The following is a 19,221-nucleotide window of genomic DNA, read 5'->3' as shown; positions in this document are numbered from 1 at the left end:
GGGCGGTCATCATTTCGGACGCAATGCCGCGCTGCTCGCCAACATCGTCCTCGCCCCGTCAGCGCGGCAGAGGGTGTGACGCGAAAGCCCTACGCCCCGATTGCATCAGCCCGCGCCACCAGCGCGCGCGCTTCCTCGACATGCATCGCCTCGATCATCCGCCCCTCGAACCGCTCCGCCCCGCCGGTCGCCGCCTCGATCAGCCGCCTTGCATCGGCCAGCGCCTGCGCGTCCGGCCCGAACACCCCGTTCGCCACCGCCACCTGCGCCGGATGGATCAAAGTCTTGCCATCGAAGCCCAGCGCATGGCCCGCCACACATTCCGCTGCCAGCCCGTCCAGATCATCCAGCCGGTTATAGACCCCGTCGAACACCGCGATCCCCGCCGCCCGCGCCGCCAGCAGCACCGCCTGCATCGCATGGCTCAGCCCCTCGCGCCCCGCGCCCGCCGGTATGCCAAGGTCGCGGCGCAGGTCGTTCACCCCCATGAACAGCCCCGCGCACCCCTCGCCCGCCGCGATGGACGGTGCGGCCAGCACGCCCTTCGCACTCTCGATCATCGCGATCACCGGCTTTTGCGCCACGCTGAACACGTCGCGTACCTGTTTGGCGCTCTCCACCTTGGGCAGCACGACATAGTCCGCCGCAGCCCCCTTCATCGCGACCATCTCCGCCCCGTGCCAGGGCGTCCCCTCGACATTGATCCGCACGCCGGTCAAGCGCGACCCGAACCCCTCGGCCAGCGCCGCCACGGCCCCGGCACGCGCGTCCGCCTTCGCCTCGTCCACCACCGCATCCTCCAGGTCCAATATCACCATGTCGCACGGCAGCGTCCGCGCCTTGGCGATGGCGCGCGGGTTGGACGCGGGCAGGAACAGCAGCGAACGGGCATGACGCAGCAACATGGGGCAACTCTCCTTGGTTTGACTTTCCCCGTTAACGAATAAGGCGCATAGTCCAAGCCACTTTCGGGGAGACCATGATGCTGACGACCTTCGCCCTCACTCTCACCGCGCTCGTCCTCTTCTACCTCGCCGTCAGTGTGAAGGTCGTGCGGCAGGGTTATCAATATACGATCGAGCGTTTCGGTCGCTTCACCGAAGTCGCCCGACCGGGCCTCAATTTCTACCCCGCCTTCTTCTACGCTGTCGGGCGCAAGATCAACATGATGGAACAGGTGGTCGACATTCCGGGGCAGGAAATCATCACCAAGGATAATGCCATGGTGTCGGTCGACGGCGTCGTCTTCTTTCAGGTGCTGGACGCGGCCAAGGCGGCCTATGAAGTGTCCGAACTCTATGTCGCGATCATGCAGCTGGCCACCACCAACCTGCGCACCGTCATGGGCTCCATGGACCTGGACGAAACCCTGTCCAAGCGCGACGAGATCAACGCCCGGCTGCTCTCGGTGGTCGATCATGCGACCAACGCCTGGGGCATCAAGATCACCCGCGTGGAATTGAAGGACATCCGCCCGCCCGCCGACATCGTCAACGCCATGGGCCGCCAGATGAAGGCCGAACGCGAAAAGCGCGCCAACATATTGGATGCCGAAGGCGCAAGAGCCGCCGAAATCCTGCGCGCCGAGGGTGAGAAGCAGGGCCAGATATTGCAAGCCGAGGGCCGCCGCGAAGCCGCCTTCCGCGACGCCGAAGCCCGCGAACGCGAGGCAGAGGCCGAAGCCAAGGCGACCCAGATGGTCTCCGACGCGATTTCAGCGGGCAACCCGCAGGCGCTCAATTACTTCATCGCGCAAAAATACACCGAAGCCGTCAGCCAGTTCGCCACCAGCCCCAATGCCAAGACCATCCTCTTCCCGGTCGAAGCCACCCAGTTGATCGGCACGCTGGGCGGCATCGGCGCCCTGGCGCGCGAAGCCCTGGGCGGCGACAACACGCCAACGCCCCCGCCTCCAGCGCCAAGACGCGGCCCCTTCGGCCAGAGCCAGGGGTAAGCGCAATGGGCGCGATAAGCCCCTCCCCTTCAGGTTCAAACGAGGCCCGTGACTCGTTTGAAGGGTTGGTTTTGCGCAATCTTAAAAGCCCCTCCCCTTCAGGGGAGGGGTTGGGGTGGGGGCCATCGTCTGGGCAAAGTCCCCGCGCCACCCGCCCACCCCCGTTCGTTTCGAGCCCTTCGACTGCCCGCCTGCGGCAGGCGCTCAGGATAAACTGCGTCGAGAAACAGGGCGCACAGGTTTCTCGACTACGCTCGAAACGAACGGACCTTGTGCCCACACCCCCGTCCCCGTTCGTCCTGAGCCTGTCGAAGGATCGGCTGAGCCTGTCGAAGCCCCGACCCTTCACTTTCTCCCAACCCAGCCCCCGGACCCCCACCCCATGACCCTCACCGCCCTCCTCGAAGACCATTGGGCCTGGCTGGTCCTCGCCGCCTTGCTGGGGATCGCCGAAGTGATGATCCCCGGCGTGTTCCTGATCTGGATCGCCATAGCCGCCGCCATCACCGGCCTGACCGCGCTGGCGCTGCCGATCGGCCTGCCCCTGCAACTGCTGCTGTTCGCTGCTTTAAGCGTCGCCGCCGTCTGGGCCGGTCGCCGCTGGTACAGCGATCACCCGGTCGCCTCCACCGACCCCCTCCTCAACGACCGCACCGCCCGCCTGATCGGCCAGACCGTCACCGTGGTGGAAGCCATCACCGGCGGCGAAGGCCGCGTCAAAGTCGGCGACAGCGTCTGGAGCGCGGCAGGCGCGGACGCGGACGTTGGCGCACGGGTGCGCGTGGTCGCGGCTGAGGGGACGGTGTTGCGGGTGGAGGGATTTTAAGGCGGGACTGCGCCGTTTATGGCCGTTTATAGTTTGTCGTATCGTGCTGAACTCAGATCGTGGCAGTTATTTCAAAAATCCGCTTTGACTGATTTCTATCTCACTCCTAGCTTTCAGGCAGGGAGGCGACATGCCAGACTTTGACTCTATGAATGAGACTGACGTTCGAGAAGCGGTTGTAAGACCATTTCTGGAGAGCCTTGGCTATAAGCACGGAACTCAAGCTACAATTCGGACAGAGATACCGCTCCGTTACGATAAGTCGTTCCTTGGCAGAAAAAAGCCAGCAAAGGATGCCGCACTTGGCAAAGCAGATTATATTTGCGAAGCAATTTCTTACGGACGATGGGTAGTTGAGGTCAAAGCACCAAGTCGGAATATTAGGCAAGATGACATAGATCAAGCCCATACATATGCTGCACATCCTGAAATAGCAGCTCTATATTTTCTTGTTACAAATGGGCGCGACTATCAGCTTTTCATGACTAGTCGTTTGGAACGACCGCTTCTCCGTTGGTCTTACGAAGATATTGAAGACCTTAGAACCCAAATATGCGCCATACTTGAATTCGATGCGATCAAGAAATACGCGGCCCGACTGACCCCGCCGATCGGTCAACCGCTCGGAAAAGGATTACCTCCAAGACTTCAAATTTTGGGGGGAGAGGTGGTCTACGGCCAACATTATTCAGATCACCCGCTTCTTCAAAACGACATGATAACCGATTCTGTAGCGCCGATTACTGAGGGTTTTGTCGAGAGGCAAACCGATGGACGAATTAAGGCATCTCTGCGTGTGTTGAGCCTAACAGGAGCATCGCGAAAACTGAACGAACGACTTGGCTTAGATCGGTTTGAATTCGCAACGTCTTCGGCAGAAATTTCAAATGATCGCGAAGCTCCGACCATTTTTAAGAATGTTCAATCCGGGGGCGTCCCTGAGGGAGAAATCTTGGACGTTCCGGGAATGGCTCCAGTACCAAGTCCATTCGCAATCACCTTTGATGTTTTCTCGGAAGCCATAGGTTTTCTTGAAGAAGGCCAATTCAAAGGCATCGTATCGTTTGACTATCAGTTTCGCTTCCACAAGCCTACTTCCGCCTCAAATCCCATGGTGCAAATGATTTTGGCCAGCGTACCTGAAACGGCAACGCTTGGCGGGTCTGGAGAATTTGCTGTGCGCTTCATTGAAGCCCTAGAATCCTGATAACGTTATCACGATTCCCCTACCCCACCCAAGGATCAACCACCCCCACCCCCGTCCCCTCAAAATCCCGAACATTGCGCGTCACCACGGTCAGCCCATGGACCAGCGCCGTTGCTGCGATCCAGCCGTCGCGTTCGCTCACCGGGTCGGGGACGTGCAGTCCGGCGCAGGCCACCGCCACCGCACCATCCATCGCCAGCACCCGCCCCGCAAAACCCGGCTTGACGATCTGATCGAGCCAGCGGCGCAGGCTTGTACCCTGCGCGGCATCGCGGCGCTCGATACGCACCACGCCCAGCTCCAGCTCGAACAGGGTCATTGCCGAAACGAAGGTCGTGCTGGGGTCGGTCGCCTTGAGCCACGCCACGACCTGCGGCGCGGCGCGGCCCGACCGCATCTTGCGGCTTTCCGAAATCACATTGGTGTCGATCAGGAACATCAATCCAGCTCGGCGGGCCGCGATGCGATCTGCGCCTTGGGCGGGTCGAAATCGAAATCCTGATCGTCATCGGGCATCAGCAGGTCGAACAGCGACGCGCCATGCCCCGCCAGCCGCTCATAATCGCGGATCGCCAGCACGACGAGCGAGGGCCTGTTGCGGTCGGTAATGAACACCGGGCCGGACTGGGCGGCCCGCTTGATGCTGCCGGGGTCGCGGTTGAATTCCCGGCTGGTGAAGGTTGCGGTCATCGGCATATCCTGTATGTCGTTACATACAGACATAATATGTCGTTGTCCCGCTGTCAACGTGCCGCCCTCCCCCCTGTCCTACAACCCGCCTCCCATGCCATGCTCCCCGTCATGCCCGATTCTCCCGATCTTCTCCACTTCACCCCGGTCCCGCTCCAGCGCCGCGCGCGTGGCTGGACGCCTGATGCGCAGGCGGCGTTCATCGCAGCGCTGGCCCAATGCGGCATCGTCGCGCACGCGGCGCGCAGCGTCGGCTGTTCGCCGCGCTCGGCCTATCATCTGCGCGCGCGGCCTGGCGCGGACAGTTTCGCCGCGGCGTGGGACTGGGCGATCGAAATGGGGCTGGATGCCGCGCGGGATCGCGCCATGGCGCTGATCCATGACGCCGCGCCGCGCCCCCTCTTCCGCGGCAGGCGGGAGGTTGGCTATCGCACGGGGCCGGACCATCGCATCATGTTCGCGGCGCTGCGGTCGCTGGCGGGCGATGTCGAAGGGCTGCGCGCCCATATGCCCCATCGTGTGCGAATCGACCAACGCGCGCAGACGGAATAGGCGCGCCGCCGCTTGTTATGATCTGTCGCCAATAGGAAATATCATGTCGCATTTACCGGGAAATATGCGAAGTTAAGCGGCAAATATCCTATTTCGGAGCGTTTGCATGACCGCCACTCGCCGCGATTTTCTCGTCGCCGGTTCCTCCGCCTTCGCGCTGGCCGCCCTCCCCGCCCGCGCCGCCGAAACACCAGACGCCCGCGCCGAAGCAACCCTTGCCGCCATGGCAGAAGCGATGCTGGCCGACGCCCCCGAAAGCGCCAGCGGGCTTGGCATCGACACCGGCCCCCGCGCCGCGCTCAAACATCGGCTCGGCCATAAAAGCCCGGCGGGTCAGGCGCAGATCGCCGCCCATGTGACCGACCGCCTGAGCAAACTCCGCGCCATCGATCTCGCCCCGCTCAGCCCCGTCACCCGCACCAATGTGGAGGTGACCCGCGCCGCGCACGAACTGGCCGCCGAGGGTTTCGCCTTCCCCTTCGGCGACATGGCGATGATGAACAGCAACTGGTCCTACCGCAACGCGCCCTATGCGGTGGCCCAGAACACCGGCAGCTTTGTCGAAACCCCCGATTTCCTCGACAGCAACCACGCCATCGCCACTCCCGCCGATGCCGATGCCTATCTCGATCGCCTCACCGCCTATGCCGCCAATCTGGCGGGCGAGACGGAGCGGCTGCGCCATGATGCGGGCATCGGCGTCTCCGCCCCCGCCTTCCTGCTCGACAAGAGCATCGCCCAGATGGAGGCGGTGCGCGCCCTGCCGCTCGACCAGTGGGTGCCGGTCGCCTCCATCGCCCGCCGCACCGCGTCGATGCCCGGCGACTATGGCGCCAAAGCTCTCCAGATCGTCCGCACCAAAGTCGCTCCGGCGCTGGCGGGCCAGGTCGCGGAACTCAAACGCCAGCGCACCACCGCCACCATGGACGCGGGCGTGTGAAAATGCCGCAGGGCGAGGCCTATTATGCCTGGGCGCTGAAAGCCGGGACCACCACGACCATGACCCCGGACGACGTGCATAGGCTGGGGCTGGAGCAACTCGCCGCACTGCAATCGGACATGGACGGGCTGCTCAGGGGGCTGGGCATGACCCAGGGGACGGTGGGCGAACGGATGACCGCGATGGGCAAGGACCCGCGCTATCTCTTCCCCAATGACGATAAGGGCCGCGCGCAAATCCTGGCCTATATCGACGGCCGCCTGACCGACATCCGCACCCGGCTCCCCCGCGCCTTCGCCACGCTGGTCCCCGCCAGGCTGATCGTCAAGCGCGTGCCGGTGGAGATAGAGGCCGGCGCGCCCGGCGCCTATGCCGGGGCCGGGGCCATCGACGGATCAACGCCCGGCAACTATTATATCAACCTGCGCGATACCAGCATCTGGCCGCGCTACGGCCTGCCGACGCTCACCTATCATGAAGGCATCCCCGGCCATATCTGGCAGGGCGAATATACCTACAAATTGCCGCTGATCCGTTCCCTGCTTGCCTTCAACGCCTATAGCGAGGGCTGGGCGCTCTATGCCGAGCAATTGGGCGACGAGCTGGGCGCCTATGATGGCGATGTCGCCGGGCGGCTGGGCTATCTCCAGTCCATCGCCTATCGCTGCTGCCGTCTGGTGGTGGACACCGGCCTCCACGCCAAACGCTGGACCCGCGAACAGGCGATCCACTGGTTCGCCACCACCAACGGATCGACGGTCGAGGATGTGCAGGGTGAAGTCGACCGCTATTGCGCCTGGCCAGGGCAGGCCTGCGGCTACAAGGTCGGCCATGGCGAAATCAACCGCCTGCGCACCATGGCGAAAACCGCGCTGGGCGACCGCTTCGACTTTCGCCTGTTCAACGACGCCGTGGTCAAGGGCGGCGGCGTGCCGATGACCGTGCTGGCCGGGCATGTGGAGGCATGGGTGGCGGAGCGGAAGGGCGCTTAAACCTTCTCCCTCAAGGGAGAAGGATATGAAGCCTTACTGGCGCAGCCAGTTAGGCGAAGTTGGATGAGGGTGTGCGACGCCAAGATCGCACGTCTCCGACAAGTCGGACACCCTCACCAGCTGCGACTAGGCAGCAAGCTGCCAAGTCTGCGCAACCTCTCCCTCAAGGGAGAGGTTGAATGGGTCTTACCCCACAAACGCCCGCTCGATCACGAACTGCCCCGGCGCCGCGTTGGAGCCTTCGGTAAAGCCGTTGGCTTCGAACCAGGCCGCGAACTGCTTGATCATTTCCATGCTGCCGCACATCATGATCCGGTCGGTTTCTGGGTCGAACTTCGGCGCGCCCGGAATCCCCTCGAACAACACGCCGCTCTCGACGAGCTTGTCGATCCGCGCGCTGTGGCCGTCAAACGGCTCGCGGGTCACGGTCGGCACATAGTGGAACTGCGCAGGCGCCTGTTCGGACACAAGCGGGTCCTCCGCCCATTTGGATGCCAGCTCGTCACGGAAGGCCAGATCGCTCACCCGGCGCACCGAGTGGACCGCGACGACCTGCTCGTAAAATTCATAGACGTCCGGGTCACGCGAGAGGCTGAGGAACGGGGCCAGGCCCGTACCGGTCGACAGCATGAACAGCCGCTTGCCCGGCAGCAGCGCGTCGGTCACCAGCGTGCCGGTCGGCTTGCGGCCCAGATAAATCTGGTCGCCCGGCTCGATCAGCTGGAGCTTGGACGTCAGCGGGCCATCCTCGACCTTGATCGACAGAAATTCCAGCTCCTCGTCCCACGAAGGACTGGCGACCGAATAGGCGCGCAGCAGCGGCTTGCCATTTTCGCCCTTCAGGCCGATCATCACAAACTCGCCGGAACGGAAGCGGAAGCTGGCCGGGCGGCTGATGCGGAAGCTGAACAGATGCTCGTTCCAGTGCCGCACCGACAGCACCGTCTCCACGCTCAGCGCGCCGGTGGGTTCCAAGTGCGGCTTTTCGATCGTCACGTCGGTCAAGACCTTCTTCCTTGCCATCTATGCCTGCCTGCCGGGCGGGCAACGCCAGTTGCGTATCGTTCGCAACAACTGATATTAGCCGCGAATGGAGCCAACGCCGCATGAAGGCAAGGCGAAAAAAACTTGGGGGGCCGATAGCTGGCCCCCGTCGTCATCAGCATTTCAACCGAACAAACCCTTGGCCAGGCCGCCCAGTTCATTGAGCGGATTGCCGTCGCCATCGCGGTCGAACATGCCGCCCAGCTTGCCCAATATCGCTTCGGGACCGCCGAACTGGCCCAGCAATTCCTGCAACTTGTCCGCCGACACGCCATGTTCCGCCGCCGTTTCAGCGAGCGCGGCCACGCTGGTTTCCCCCGATCCGATCTTGCCGCTGATTTCGGTCATCAAGCCCTGCATCTGTTCCGGCGTCACGCCGATCTGCGCCGCGATCGCTTCCAGACCGCCTACCTTGCCAATGAGATCGTCGAACATGCCCATCATCGTCACTCCTGCTTCACCACGACGCGCAGCATAGCATCGTTACGCAGGCGCAAAACAAAAAAGGGCCGGAAGGATCGCTCCCCCGGCCCCGATTTTCATGATTGCGCCGGATCAGGCGGCGACGGTCAGCGCCGCGCTGCGGACGCCTTCGTCCACATGATCCTCAAACTGCGCGAAATTGTCGACGAACTGCTTGACCAGCACGGCGGCGGTTTCGTCATAGGCGTTGGCGTCCGCCCACATCGCGCGCGGATCCAGGATGGTCGATTCGACACCAGCGACCGCCACCGGCACGTCGAACCCGAAATTGGGATCGGTGCGGAATTCGGCCTGGTTCAGGCTGCCGTCGAGCGCGGCGTTGAGCAGCGCGCGGGTGACCTTGATCGGCATCCGCTTGATCCCCGGCATCGTCGCCTTGCCACCGGCCCAGCCGGTGTTGACCAGCCAGCAGGTGACCCCGCCCTTGTTGATCCGCTCTTTCAGCAGATTGCCATAGACGCTGGGGTGACGCGGCATGAACGGCGCACCGAAGCAGGTGGAGAAGGTAGCGGTCGGCTCGGTCACGCCGATTTCGGTGCCCGCAACCCGCGCGGTATAGCCCGACAGGAAGTGATACATCGCCTGTTCGGGGGTCAGCCGCGCGATCGGCGGCAGCACGCCATAGGCGTCGGCAGTCAGGAAGATGATATTCTTGGGGACCGGACCCAGATTCTTTTCCGACGCATTCGGAATGAAATCGATCGGGTAGGAACCGCGGCTGTTTTCGGCCAGACTATTGTCGTCCAGGTCGATTTCGCGCGTTTCCTCGTCGATCACGACATTTTCCAGCACCGTGCCAAAGCGCTTGGTGGTGGCGAAAATCTCCGGCTCGGCCTCGGCCGACAGGTTGATCATCTTGGCGTAGCAGCCGCCCTCGAAATTGAACACGGCGGTGTCCGACCAGCCATGCTCGTCATCGCCGATCAGCGTGCGGCTGGCGTCCGCCGACAGGGTGGTCTTGCCCGTGCCGGACAGGCCGAAGAACACAGCGGTGTCACCGTTCGGGCCGATATTGGCCGAACAATGCATCGGCATCACGCCCTTCACCGGCAGCAGATAGTTGAGGATGCCGAACACCGACTTCTTCATTTCACCGGCATAGGCGGTGCCACCGATCAGGATCAGCTTTTCGGTGAAGTTGACCGCCACCACTGTCTCGCTGCGGCAGCCATGGCGCGCCGGGTCAGCCTTGAAGCTGGGCAGGTCGATGATCGTATATTCAGGCGCAAAGCTCGCCAATTCTTCCGCGCTCGGACGGACCAGCAGCGTGCGGATGAACAGATTGTGCCAGGCGCGTTCGTTGATGACGCGCACATTGACGCGATGTTCAGGCTGCGAACCGCCGAACAGGTCGGCGATATAAAGCGTGTCTTTCTCGCCCAGCGCCTTGAAAAAATCTTCCTTCAGCGCAGCGAACTGCTCCGGCGTCATGCCGCGATTGGTATCGCCCCACCACACCGTCGATTCGGTTTCGGCGTCGCGAACGATGAACTTGTCCTTGGCGCTGCGGCCGGTATGCTTGCCGGTCTTGACGACCAGCGGGCCGTCCTTCGACAATATGCCTTCGCCGTTGCGGATCGCCGCCTCGACCAAAGGTGCGGTGCCGAGATTCCAGAACTGGACGGCATTAGTCGTAATGCCCTGGTTGACCAGGGTGATTGAGGATTTGGCCTGCACGCCTTTGCTCCTGATGTAATAATTCCGTGTCACAAACATCTGCATATTCGCGACCGGTCCGCCCCTCAGCGCCGCTGTCTTGTGCGCGGCGTCATTCCTGCAGACTTTGGGGGGCATAAGGCTTTGCGGATGGTGCGTCAAATCCCTGTGGTCCGGCGTTTGTCCCGAATAGCGACTCTTATACCGCAGGATCGGCTGCACCTGCCTTCCTTGCAGCGCGCGCTGGCATGGTCTAACGCTCTGTCGCCCCCGTCCTCACATATTCCTGGCCACACATATTTCTGGGATGCCGCATGACAGCAACCATCGCCCTGGTGGATGACGACAAGAATATCCTGACGTCCGTGTCGATCGCGCTCCAGACCGAAGGCTTCATGACGCGGGTCTATTCCGATCCCGAAGGCGCGCTGAAAGCGCTGCTCGACAATCCTGCCGATCTGGCCGTGTTCGACATCAAAATGCCGCGCATGGACGGCCTCGAACTGCTGCGCCGCCTGCGTGAAAAAAGCCCGATGCCGGTCATCTTCCTGACGTCCAAGGCGGACGAACTGGACGAGGCGCTGGGCCTGGCGATGGGCGCGGACGACTATATCTCCAAACCCTTTTCCCAGCGGCTGCTGATCGCCCGCATCCGCGCGATCCTGCGCCGCGCCGAAGTCAGCCGCACGCCCGAAACCCCCGACCAGCCGGTCGCCGACCCGATCATCCGCGGACGGCTGGAAATGGACCCGGCGCGTCACCGGGTGAAATGGAACGGGCAGGACGTGACCCTGACCGTCACCGAATTTCTCATCCTCGAAACGCTGGCCGCCCGCCCCGGCGTGGTCAAGAACCGCAACCAGTTGATGGACGCCGCCTATCAGGATGACGTCTATGTCGACGACCGCACCATCGACAGCCATATCAAGCGGCTGCGGCGCAAATTCCGCGAGGTAGATTCCGATTTCAACGCAATCGACACACTCTATGGCGCCGGATATCGCTTCTCCGAAGAGTGACGGCATGGGTGCTGACGGCCTGCGCTGGTCCGGGCGGATCAGCCTCACGCCGCGCATCCTGGCCGTCAACGTCTTTGCGCTCGCCTTGCTGGCGGGGGGATTCTTCTATCTCGACAGCTATCGCACGCGCATCGTCGACGCCCGGCTGGAACAGTCGGCGCGGGAACTGCAATTGCTGGCGATCGGGCTGGAAAGCGCCCCGCCCGAACGGCAGGGTCAGCTGATCGCCGCCTATGCGCGCAAGACCGGCGACCGGGTGCGCCGCTACGCCCCCGACGGCCATCGCCTGTCCGACAGTTTCGCCATGAACGCGCCGCGCTATCGCCTGCGCCAGCCGTCGGAAGAAGGCTGGCAGCGCCATGTCGCCCGCTTCCTGGACAAGGCGATGGACCGGGTCGTATCGGCTGACCGTCCCCCCGACTTTACCGAACCGACCGTCGATCGCGCCGATGCCTGGCCCGAAGTGCAACTGGCGCGCAAGACCGGGCGACCGCAGGCGGTCAATCGCTACGCCCCCGACCGGACCTTCGTGATTTCCGCCGCCATGGTGATGCGCGACGGCACCAGCCTGCTGGCGACCGAAAATGCCCGCGACATCACCCGCACCGTCCGGGCGGAGCGGCTGCGGCTGGGCATGGTGCTGGCCGTGGCGGCGCTGGCATCGGTGCTGCTTTCGCTGTTCCTGGCCCGCACCATCGTGCTGCCGCTCCAGCGCCTCGCCCGCGCCGCCGTGCGGGTGCGGCTGGGCCGGGCGCGACAGGTCACCGTGCCGCGCCTGCCCGAACGGCGGGACGAAATCGGGATGCTGGCGCGCGCTTTGTCGGACATGAGCCAGGCATTGCGCCAACGGATCGACGCGACCGACGCTTTTGCCGCCGATGTCAGCCATGAGCTTAAAAACCCCATCGCCTCGCTCCGCTCCGCCCTCGATGCGCTCGATCGGGTCGACCGGCCCGACCTGCGCGCGCAGTTGATGGCGATCGCGCAGGATGATGTCCGCCGCCTCGACCGGCTGGTGACCGACATAGCCGAAGCCTCCCGCGTCGATGCGGAACTCTCCCGCACCCGGTTTGAGCCGATCGATCTGGGCCAGCTCATAGAAAAGATCGTCGGCGCCCATGAAGCGCGCGGCGTGCCGCGCGGCGTCCGCCTCGCCTTCGCCCGCCCGCGCAAGGATGTCGCGGTGGTGCTGGGCGAAGAACAGCGGCTGGTCCGCGTGCTGGAAAATCTGATCGACAATGCCATTTCCTTCTCGCCTGACGGCGGACTGGTTCAGGTCGTCGCAACCGTCGCGGACGATCAGGTGCTGGTCAGCGTTGAGGATGAGGGGCCAGGCGTCCCGGAATCGGAGCGCGAGCATGTGTTCCGCCGCTTCCACAGCGTCCGCCCCGAAGGCGAAAGTTTCGGCAAACATTCCGGCCTTGGCCTGGCCATTGCCCGCTCGATCATCGACGGCCATCAGGGCCGCATCAGCATCGCCGACCGGCAGGACGCCCAGAGCGGTGCCTGCTTCATCCTGCACCTGCCCATGGCGGTGGCGCGCGATCCCGGCATGGTGTCCGAATGATCGCCATCGCCCGGCCATGGCGGTTGGCGACGGCCCGATAGCGGGCTAGGGTAGCGGGCCATCATGTCGACCGTGCCCCTCCCCCGTCGGCGCTTCCACCGCCTTGCCCTTGCCGCGCTGCCCGGCCTGCTTGCGCTGCTTGGCGGCTGTTCCAGCGAGAATAACGACCCGGTGGTCGTCAGCGTCGTGGGCGACCGCGATGATTTCGCCAAACCCTTGCAACATCTGCCCGATCCCGGCGCCAAGCTGATCCTAGAAGCGACCGCGCAGGGGCTGGTCGCGTTCGACGCCAGGGGCGACATATTGCCCGCGCTCGCCCAGCGCTGGATCGTGGAAGATGACGGACGGAGCTATATCTTCCGCCTGCGCCGCGCCTTCTGGGCCAATGGCGCGCGCGTCACCGCGCCCGACGTTGCGCGGATGCTGATGGCGCGGATCGAATCGCTGCGCCGCTTCGACCCGGACGGACCGCTCGACGCGGTGCAGGCGGTGATCCCGATGACCGGCGAAGTGATCGAAATCCGCCTCGCCGCCGCCCGTCCCCATATCCTCCAAATGCTCGCCCAGCCGCAAATGGCCATCGTCTCGCGCGACGGCGGCACCGGACCCTATCGCCGCAAGATTTGGGGCAAAGCGGTGATCCTGACCCCTGTCGACCAGCTGAGCGGCGGGGACGCCCCGGAAGAAACGCCAGTCCCCGCCTGGCAGACGCGCGTGGTGCGTTCCGAACGGGCGGCCCTCGCGATCATACGCTTCCGCGAACGCCAGGCCGCGCTGGTGCTGGGCGGACGCCTCGCCGACCTGCCGTTGCTGGTGCCTGCGGGAATAGATCGCGATGCGGTGCGGGCCGATCCGGTGCAGGGCCTGCTTGGGCTGGCAGTGACCGGTCGGGGTCGCCTGCTGGACGACGACGGGGTACGCGCCGCGATCAACATGGCGATCGACCGCAGCCAGATTCCCGCGCTGCTGCCCATCGGCGGCTGGGCAACCAGCAACCGCATCGTCCCCGACCAGCTTGACCTTGGCCGACCACCGACCGAGCCAGACTGGGCCGCGCTGTCGCTGGACGATCGGCGGGCGCAGGCCCGCGCGACCATCGACCGCTGGCGCGCCGATCGCGGCGTGCCGCCGCCGCTGCGTATCGCCCTGCCACAGGGTCCAGGCGCAACCCTGCTGTTCGGGCTGCTGCGCCGCGATCTTGGCGCAATCGGCTTGGCCGTCCGCCGCGTCCCCCTCACCAGCGACGCGGACCTGCGGCTGATCGACGAAGTCGCCGCCTATGACAGCGCGCTCTGGTATCTGGGCCGTATCGGCTGCGCCCGCAAAATCCATTGCAGCAATGAGGCTGATGCCCAGATGCAGGCCGCAAGCCTCGCCAGTTCACCGACGGACCGCGCCGCTCGCATCGCACAGGCCGAAGCGCTGATGGTCGCGCATAATGGCTATATCCCGCTCGGCGCGCCGATCCGCTGGTCGCTCGTGTCCAAGCGGCTCAACGGCTTCCTGCCCTCGCCCCGCGCGCGCCACCCATTGAACCATCTGTTCCGCCGCACCAATTAGGGTGCAGACAGGAGACGCTTTGCCCATGCCGATTTCGCCCGATCCCGCAAAGGCTGGCGCCCGCGCCATGCCGGGCTTTGGCCGCGACCCTGCTTCGGTCCGCCGTCGCATCGAAACGATGGAGGAGGTGCTGGAGCGGCTGTTCGTCGTTCCGGGTATCAACCGCCCGGTCGGCATCGACAGCATCGTCGGGCTGGTGCCGGTGATCGGCGACCTGGCCACCGCGTCGATGGGCATCTGGATGATCTGGGAAGCGCGCAATCTGGGCATGTCGAAATGGCAACTGACCCGCATGTCGGCCAATGTCGGGGTCGACACGCTGCTGGGTGCCATCCCCCTCGTCGGCGACCTGTTCGACTTCGCCTTCCGATCGAACAGCCGCAACCTGCGCATCATCCGCAAACATCTCGACAAGCATCATCCCTCGACCGTGACGATCGAGCGCTAGGGATTGGCCGCCGCGCCATTTCCCAGCGTCTGGACATTGGGATCAAGGTCCAGGATCAGCCCAGGCTTGCGCGCCGGCACCGGCGCTTCGCGTGGCATGGTCTGCGTCGCGGGTCTGCGCGGATTGGGGATGTTTGGACCCGGCTGTATCCGAACATAGCTTGCAACCGGCGCGCCGCCCTGATGCGCCGGGCAGCGGGTAAATTCCATCGCCCGGTCCATGCACAGCCACACTTCGCTCAGCCAATTGCCGCGCGTCGTCGTGATGCGCAGCATGTCCGGCCTCAGCCCCCGGTTGGCGCGTGCGAAGGCTTGCGCAAACTGCCCCACAGTCAAATTCTTCGTCCGCGCCAGCGCCCCCATGTCGGGATAGCGGATCGACTGGTATAAAGCCCGCGACAGGTTGAAATACAGCTCCGGCTTGCTCGTCATGCAGGTGCCATGCTTGGCCCATTCATGCTGGATCAGCTGGACCGAGGGTGTCGCGCACAGATTTTGCCGGATCACTTGCCGTGGCACCAGATCGGCCGCGCGGCAATATTGCGGCCAGTCCTTGCCAAAGCCATCGGGCCACAGCCCGTGCAGGGTGAAACCGAACCGGCCATTACGACCCCCGCACTGGATCGCGCTGCGCCCGCCCTTTGCTGTCGAACAATATTGCGGCGACCAGCTGAGTGCCAACGTATAGCTGCCGATCGGCAGGATGCGTTTGGGTTCGTTCGCGCTTGGCCCTCCCAAATCGGGCCGGGCGACCTGGGCAGGCGGGCTGCACTGGGCCGATTGCGCCAGCGCCGTCCCCGGCACTGCGATCAGCGCCAGCACGACCAGCCGTTCAAGCATAAGCGAAATCCAGCCCGATGTCGGCGGCCGGGGCCGACTGGGTCAGCCGCCCGACGCTGATATAGGTGACGCCGGTGTCCGCCTTCGCCCGGATCGTCTCCAGCGTCACCCCGCCCGACGCCTCGGTCGGCACCCGCCCGGCGACCAGTGCCGTCGCCTCGCGCAGCATCGCGGCATCCATATTGTCGAGCAGCAAATGCGTCGCCCCGGCGGCCAGCGCCGGTTCGATCTGGTCGATCCTGTCAACCTCGACGATGATCTGCGCAACCCCCGCAGCAACCGCGCGGCGCACCGCTTCGCCGACCGACCCGGCCACCGCGACATGATTATCCTTGATCATCGCTGCGTCCCACAGCCCCATACGATGGTTGGTCGCCCCGCCCATCCGCGTCGCATATTTCTCCAGCACGCGCAGGCCGGGAATGGTCTTGCGCGTGTCCAGCAGCGTCGCGCCGGTCCCGGCAATCGCATCGACATAGGCGCGCGCCATCGTCGCGATGCCGCTCAGATGCTGCACCGTATTGAGCGCCGACCGCTCCGCCGTCAGCATCGCCCGCGCCCGCCCCCGGATACGCAAAATGTCGGTCCCTGCCGCAACCTGATCGCCATCCTGACGCAATTGCTCGATCACGACATCAGGATCGAGCGCCCGGAAAAACGCCACCGCCACCGGCAACCCCGCCAGCGTCACCGCATCGCGCACATCCATCACCCCGTCGAATATGGCATCGGCTGGAATGACGGCCTCGCTGGTGACATCGCGCCCGTCCGGGCCGAGATCTTCGGCGAGGGTGGAGGCAACGAAAGCGGCAAGGTCGAAATGGGGGAGGGAGAAGGTCATCACCGCGCGCCCAAATCGCCCAACCCTACCGTGGCACTCGCCATTTCCAGCATCCGGTCCAGGCTCTTCTTCGCGCCCAGACGCAGCGTCTCGTCCATCTCGATCCTCGGCTGCAAATCGCGCAGCGCCAGATAGAGTTTCTCCATCGTGTTGAGCGCCATATAGGGACAGATATTGCAGTTGCAGTTGCCGTCCGCGCCCGGCGCGCCGATGAAGGTCTTTTCCGGCACCGCCTTTTCCATCTGGTGGATGATATGCGGTTCGGTCGCGACGATCAGCGTGTCGCCGGGCATCGTCTTGGCGAAGTCCAAAATGCCGCTGGTCGATCCGACATAATCGGCATGATCGACGATATAGGGCGGACATTCGGGATGCGCGGCGATTGGCGCGTCGGGGTGCTGGACTTTGAGCTTGAGCAGCTCGGTCTCGCTGAACGCCTCATGCACGATGCACACGCCCGGCCACAACAGCATGTCGCGGCCCAGCTTGCGCTTGAGATAGCCGCCCAGATGCTTGTCAGGGCCGAAGATGATCTTCTGCTCCCTGGGGATTTGCGACAGGATTTTTTCCGCGGAGGAGGATGTCACGATGATGTCGGACAACGCCTTCACCTCAGCCGAACAGTTAATGTAGCTGAGCGCAATATGGTCGGGATGTGCCTCGCGAAACGCCTTGAACTGGGCCGGGGGGCAGGAGTCTTCCAATGAACAGCCGGCATCCATATCCGGCAGCACGACGATCTTGTCGGGCGACAAAATCTTCGCCGTCTCCGCCATGAAGCGCACCCCGCAAAAGGCGATCACGTCCGCATCCGTCTCCGCCGCCTTGCGCGACAGTTCCAGCGAATCGCCGACGAAATCGGACAGGTCCTGAATTTCAGGGCTTTGATAATAATGACCCAGGATCACGGCGTTGCGCTCCTTGCGCAGCCGCTCAATCTCTGCGCGCAGGTCGGTGCCCTGCGGAATGCCGGTAAAAGCGTTCATATGCCTAAAACTCCTCGGTCCCTGATGAGCGCCCTAACGCTGCCGTTGCCGGTTGGCCAGCACCTGATTGATCGGCGTGGTCACGTCCCATTGCTCGTCCTTCCTGCCCTTGCGTTCCGGCGGAAAGGTCACGATCACCCGCGCATCGCCATAGCCCGCGGCGGTGAGCGGTGCCGTCATCAGCCTGCCGATCGCCGCGCGACCATAATCGCGCGCCTGCGCCATGCGTTCGGGCGAACGCGCGGTCGCCAGCGCGCGGCTCTGGGCATGGGCGGACACGCGGCGGCTCAGCGCCTCGCTGGCCTGCCGGGTCACGAACAGGCCGTTGGTCTGCACCAAAGTGCGGCGGCTTTCATCGACATTGGGCTTGCCCGGCATCACGTCCGGCGCATTGACGATCAGCGTGCGGGTCTGCCCGTTCCATTCCAGATCGCCCGCGTCCAGCTTGCTCACATCGACGAAATAATCGACCGAGAAGGGCATTTTGACGACCTGATCGGATTTCAGCAGACCAAAGCCGCGCACATCCTGCGCGCTGCTCTGGATCGTGCCGTTAAGTTCGGAGACTTTCAGGCTGCTGACCCCGGATAGCTTGGCCGCGATCACCTTGGTGACGGCAGAACCGTCCTCCTCGACCGCGACGACATAATCGCGGTCATAGCGCTGCCAGCCCAGCCACATCGCGCCGGCCACGAACAGCAGCAGCAGCCCGACCGCAACCGGCCCGGCATAGCGTTTCAGCGCATCTGCCACAGGCCGTCCGCCGCGCGCACGATCCCGCGCTGGTTGAGATCAATCAGATGCGCCAGCACCGATCGCCCAGCGGCGGGGTGCAGGCGCGGATCGACGCCCTTGTACATTTCTGCCACCATGTCGGGGATGACGCTGTCGCCATTGCGCTCCAGAAAGCGCAATATCTGGCCCTCGCGCTGCTTGCGATGCCCCATCATGCCGCGCACCAGTCGCTGCGGATTGTCGATCGGTTCGCCATGGGCGGGATAATAAACCATATCCTCGCGCTCCAGCAGCCGCTGCATCGACCGCATATAATCGGCCATGTCGCCATCGGGCGGCGAAATCACGCTGGTGGACCAGCCCATGACATGATCGCCGGTAAACAGCGCCTGTTCCTCGACCAGCGCAAAGCAGAGGTGATTGGACGTATGCCCCGGCGTCGCCACCGCCTCCAATGTCCAGCCGTCACCCGTCAGTCGCTCACCATCGGCTAGCACCCGGTCCGGGCGATAGGCCGCGTCGAACGCCGCATCGGCGCGCGGCCCGTCATCATCCAGCGTCAGCGGCGCGCAGCCGATCACCGGCGCGCCGGTCATGGCGCTCAGGGGCCGCGCGGCGGGGCTATGGTCGCGATGGGTATGGGTGCAGACGATCGCCACGACAGGCCGCCCGGCAATCGCCGCCATCAGCGCCGCCAGATGGTCCGCCTCGTCCGGGCCGGGATCGATCACCGCCACGTCGCCCGCGCCGACCACATAGGTCTGGGTGCCGGTAAAGGTGAAGGGTGACGGATTGGGCGCCAGCACCCGCGCCACCAGCTGCGACAGCGGCATCGCCACGCCGGTCGGCAGGTCGGCCAGATCAAAAGGGGGTGCCATGCTT

General features: G+C 64.2%; 19 protein-coding genes and 1 pseudogene. 9 read left to right on the top strand and 11 right to left on the bottom strand.

The window, feature by feature from the left end:
- Positions 1–89: 89 nt before the first annotated feature.
- Entirely contained in the window at positions 90–905 is an 816-nt protein-coding gene (locus tag ACODSR_RS08580) for an HpcH/HpaI aldolase/citrate lyase family protein (protein ID WP_489075567.1), read from the bottom strand.
- 77 nt (positions 906–982) lie between these two features.
- On the opposite strand from ACODSR_RS08580, the gene ACODSR_RS08575 reads away from it, so the two are divergent.
- From ACODSR_RS08575 to ACODSR_RS08565, 3 genes are all read left to right on the top strand, one after another.
- Entirely contained in the window at positions 983–1,954 is a 972-nt protein-coding gene (locus ACODSR_RS08575) for an SPFH domain-containing protein (protein WP_037488536.1), read from the top strand.
- A gap of 382 nt (positions 1,955–2,336) precedes the next feature.
- Complete coding sequence (locus tag ACODSR_RS08570; RefSeq protein WP_489075565.1) at positions 2,337–2,780, top strand: NfeD family protein; 444 nt, start codon at positions 2,337–2,339, stop codon at positions 2,778–2,780.
- A 130-nt stretch (positions 2,781–2,910) separates the two neighbouring features.
- Positions 2,911–3,987, top strand: coding sequence for a type I restriction enzyme HsdR N-terminal domain-containing protein (locus ACODSR_RS08565; RefSeq protein ID WP_489075563.1), 1,077 nt, complete (start codon positions 2,911–2,913; stop codon positions 3,985–3,987).
- A gap of 19 nt (positions 3,988–4,006) precedes the next feature.
- On the opposite strand, the gene ACODSR_RS08560 is transcribed toward ACODSR_RS08565, so the two are convergent.
- Together ACODSR_RS08560 and ACODSR_RS08555 are read right to left on the bottom strand one after the other, a co-directional pair.
- Positions 4,007–4,426, bottom strand: a complete 420-nt coding sequence (locus ACODSR_RS08560; RefSeq protein ID WP_489075561.1) for a type II toxin-antitoxin system VapC family toxin — start codon at positions 4,424–4,426, stop codon at positions 4,007–4,009.
- Positions 4,426–4,677 carry a type II toxin-antitoxin system prevent-host-death family antitoxin gene (locus ACODSR_RS08555; RefSeq protein WP_489075559.1) on the bottom strand — a complete coding sequence of 84 codons (252 nt, stop codon included), beginning with the start codon at positions 4,675–4,677 and terminating at the stop codon, positions 4,426–4,428. The genes ACODSR_RS08560 and ACODSR_RS08555 overlap by 1 nt, the downstream gene beginning before the upstream one ends.
- A gap of 111 nt (positions 4,678–4,788) precedes the next feature.
- Here ACODSR_RS08555 and ACODSR_RS08550 point away from each other — a divergent pair, with 111 nt between their 5' ends.
- A complete protein-coding gene (locus tag ACODSR_RS08550) occupies positions 4,789–5,229 on the top strand; it encodes a hypothetical protein (protein WP_489075557.1) in 441 nt (146 codons plus the stop codon).
- Between the two features lie 106 nt (positions 5,230–5,335).
- Positions 5,336–7,161, top strand: a pseudogene (locus ACODSR_RS08545) (DUF885 domain-containing protein).
- Positions 7,162–7,347: 186 nt separating this feature from the next.
- Here ACODSR_RS08545 and ACODSR_RS08540 read toward each other — a convergent pair.
- The 3 genes from ACODSR_RS08540 to ACODSR_RS08530 all read right to left on the bottom strand — a co-directional run bounded on the left by ACODSR_RS08540 (position 7,348) and on the right by ACODSR_RS08530 (position 10,365).
- On the bottom strand, positions 7,348–8,184 hold the full coding sequence (locus ACODSR_RS08540) for a ferredoxin--NADP reductase (RefSeq protein ID WP_489075555.1): 837 nt from the start codon (positions 8,182–8,184) through the stop codon (positions 7,348–7,350).
- A 144-nt stretch (positions 8,185–8,328) separates the two neighbouring features.
- Positions 8,329–8,646: a hypothetical protein gene (locus ACODSR_RS08535; protein ID WP_119746441.1), complete on the bottom strand. Its 318-nt coding sequence runs from the start codon at positions 8,644–8,646 to the stop codon at positions 8,329–8,331.
- A 114-nt stretch (positions 8,647–8,760) separates the two neighbouring features.
- Positions 8,761–10,365: a phosphoenolpyruvate carboxykinase gene (locus ACODSR_RS08530; RefSeq protein ID WP_489075553.1), complete on the bottom strand. Its 1,605-nt coding sequence runs from the start codon at positions 10,363–10,365 to the stop codon at positions 8,761–8,763.
- A gap of 293 nt (positions 10,366–10,658) precedes the next feature.
- Between ACODSR_RS08530 and ACODSR_RS08525 the strand changes: the two genes are divergently transcribed.
- The 4 genes from ACODSR_RS08525 to ACODSR_RS08510 all read left to right on the top strand — a co-directional run bounded on the left by ACODSR_RS08525 (position 10,659) and on the right by ACODSR_RS08510 (position 14,938).
- On the top strand, positions 10,659–11,363 hold the full coding sequence (locus ACODSR_RS08525; RefSeq protein ID WP_294133525.1) for a response regulator transcription factor: 705 nt from the start codon (positions 10,659–10,661) through the stop codon (positions 11,361–11,363).
- On the top strand, positions 11,332–12,930 hold the full coding sequence (locus tag ACODSR_RS08520; RefSeq protein WP_489075551.1) for an ATP-binding protein: 1,599 nt from the start codon (positions 11,332–11,334) through the stop codon (positions 12,928–12,930). Before ACODSR_RS08525 ends, ACODSR_RS08520 begins: the two co-directional genes overlap by 32 nt.
- Before the next feature lie 63 nt (positions 12,931–12,993).
- Complete coding sequence (locus ACODSR_RS08515; protein WP_489075549.1) at positions 12,994–14,490, top strand: ABC transporter substrate-binding protein; 1,497 nt, start codon at positions 12,994–12,996, stop codon at positions 14,488–14,490.
- Positions 14,491–14,515: 25 nt separating this feature from the next.
- Positions 14,516–14,938 (top strand): DUF4112 domain-containing protein, encoded by a 423-nt coding sequence (locus tag ACODSR_RS08510; RefSeq protein WP_489008490.1) that lies wholly within the window; start codon positions 14,516–14,518, stop codon positions 14,936–14,938.
- On the opposite strand, the gene ACODSR_RS08505 is transcribed toward ACODSR_RS08510, so the two are convergent.
- The 5 genes from ACODSR_RS08505 to ACODSR_RS08485 are packed head-to-tail and all read right to left on the bottom strand — an operon-like array spanning position 14,935 to position 19,217.
- Entirely contained in the window at positions 14,935–15,777 is an 843-nt protein-coding gene (locus ACODSR_RS08505; RefSeq protein WP_489075547.1) for a ribonuclease T2 family protein, read from the bottom strand. The genes ACODSR_RS08510 and ACODSR_RS08505 overlap by 4 nt on opposite strands.
- Positions 15,770–16,618: a carboxylating nicotinate-nucleotide diphosphorylase gene (nadC, locus tag ACODSR_RS08500; RefSeq protein ID WP_489075545.1), complete on the bottom strand. Its 849-nt coding sequence runs from the start codon at positions 16,616–16,618 to the stop codon at positions 15,770–15,772. The genes ACODSR_RS08505 and nadC overlap by 8 nt, the downstream gene beginning before the upstream one ends.
- Positions 16,618–17,604: a quinolinate synthase NadA gene (gene nadA, locus ACODSR_RS08495; protein ID WP_489075543.1), complete on the bottom strand. Its 987-nt coding sequence runs from the start codon at positions 17,602–17,604 to the stop codon at positions 16,618–16,620. The genes nadC and nadA overlap by 1 nt, the downstream gene beginning before the upstream one ends.
- Positions 17,605–17,637: 33 nt before the next feature.
- On the bottom strand, positions 17,638–18,357 hold the full coding sequence (locus tag ACODSR_RS08490) for a DUF4230 domain-containing protein (RefSeq protein WP_489075541.1): 720 nt from the start codon (positions 18,355–18,357) through the stop codon (positions 17,638–17,640).
- Positions 18,342–19,217, bottom strand: coding sequence for an MBL fold metallo-hydrolase (locus ACODSR_RS08485; protein WP_489075539.1), 876 nt, complete (start codon positions 19,215–19,217; stop codon positions 18,342–18,344). The genes ACODSR_RS08490 and ACODSR_RS08485 overlap by 16 nt, the downstream gene beginning before the upstream one ends.
- Between the last annotated feature and the right edge of the window lie 4 nt (positions 19,218–19,221).

Source organism: Sphingobium sp. FG125 (genome assembly GCF_057809795.1).
This window is presented reverse-complemented; position numbering and strand designations above follow the sequence as displayed.

What these genes read in the sequence shown, in the direction of transcription:
- ACODSR_RS08580 (WP_489075567.1), bottom strand. Translation starts at nt 905, where the DNA reads ATGTTGCTGCGTCATGCCCGTTCGCTGCTGTTCCTGCCCGCGTCCAAC.
- ACODSR_RS08575 (WP_037488536.1), top strand. Translation starts at nt 983, where the DNA reads ATGCTGACGACCTTCGCCCTCACTCTCACCGCGCTCGTCCTCTTCTAC.
- ACODSR_RS08570 (WP_489075565.1), top strand. Translation starts at nt 2,337, where the DNA reads ATGACCCTCACCGCCCTCCTCGAAGACCATTGGGCCTGGCTGGTCCTC.
- ACODSR_RS08565 (WP_489075563.1), top strand. Translation starts at nt 2,911, where the DNA reads ATGCCAGACTTTGACTCTATGAATGAGACTGACGTTCGAGAAGCGGTT.
- ACODSR_RS08560 (WP_489075561.1), bottom strand. Translation starts at nt 4,426, where the DNA reads ATGTTCCTGATCGACACCAATGTGATTTCGGAAAGCCGCAAGATGCGG.
- ACODSR_RS08555 (WP_489075559.1), bottom strand. Translation starts at nt 4,677, where the DNA reads ATGACCGCAACCTTCACCAGCCGGGAATTCAACCGCGACCCCGGCAGC.
- ACODSR_RS08550 (WP_489075557.1), top strand. Translation starts at nt 4,789, where the DNA reads ATGCCCGATTCTCCCGATCTTCTCCACTTCACCCCGGTCCCGCTCCAG.
- ACODSR_RS08540 (WP_489075555.1), bottom strand. Translation starts at nt 8,184, where the DNA reads ATGGCAAGGAAGAAGGTCTTGACCGACGTGACGATCGAAAAGCCGCAC.
- ACODSR_RS08535 (WP_119746441.1), bottom strand. Translation starts at nt 8,646, where the DNA reads ATGGGCATGTTCGACGATCTCATTGGCAAGGTAGGCGGTCTGGAAGCG.
- ACODSR_RS08525 (WP_294133525.1), top strand. Translation starts at nt 10,659, where the DNA reads ATGACAGCAACCATCGCCCTGGTGGATGACGACAAGAATATCCTGACG.
- ACODSR_RS08520 (WP_489075551.1), top strand. Translation starts at nt 11,332, where the DNA reads ATGGCGCCGGATATCGCTTCTCCGAAGAGTGACGGCATGGGTGCTGAC.
- ACODSR_RS08515 (WP_489075549.1), top strand. Translation starts at nt 12,994, where the DNA reads ATGTCGACCGTGCCCCTCCCCCGTCGGCGCTTCCACCGCCTTGCCCTT.
- ACODSR_RS08510 (WP_489008490.1), top strand. Translation starts at nt 14,516, where the DNA reads ATGCCGATTTCGCCCGATCCCGCAAAGGCTGGCGCCCGCGCCATGCCG.
- ACODSR_RS08505 (WP_489075547.1), bottom strand. Translation starts at nt 15,777, where the DNA reads ATGCTTGAACGGCTGGTCGTGCTGGCGCTGATCGCAGTGCCGGGGACG.
- nadC (WP_489075545.1), bottom strand. Translation starts at nt 16,618, where the DNA reads ATGACCTTCTCCCTCCCCCATTTCGACCTTGCCGCTTTCGTTGCCTCC.
- nadA (WP_489075543.1), bottom strand. Translation starts at nt 17,604, where the DNA reads ATGAACGCTTTTACCGGCATTCCGCAGGGCACCGACCTGCGCGCAGAG.
- ACODSR_RS08485 (WP_489075539.1), bottom strand. Translation starts at nt 19,217, where the DNA reads ATGGCACCCCCTTTTGATCTGGCCGACCTGCCGACCGGCGTGGCGATG.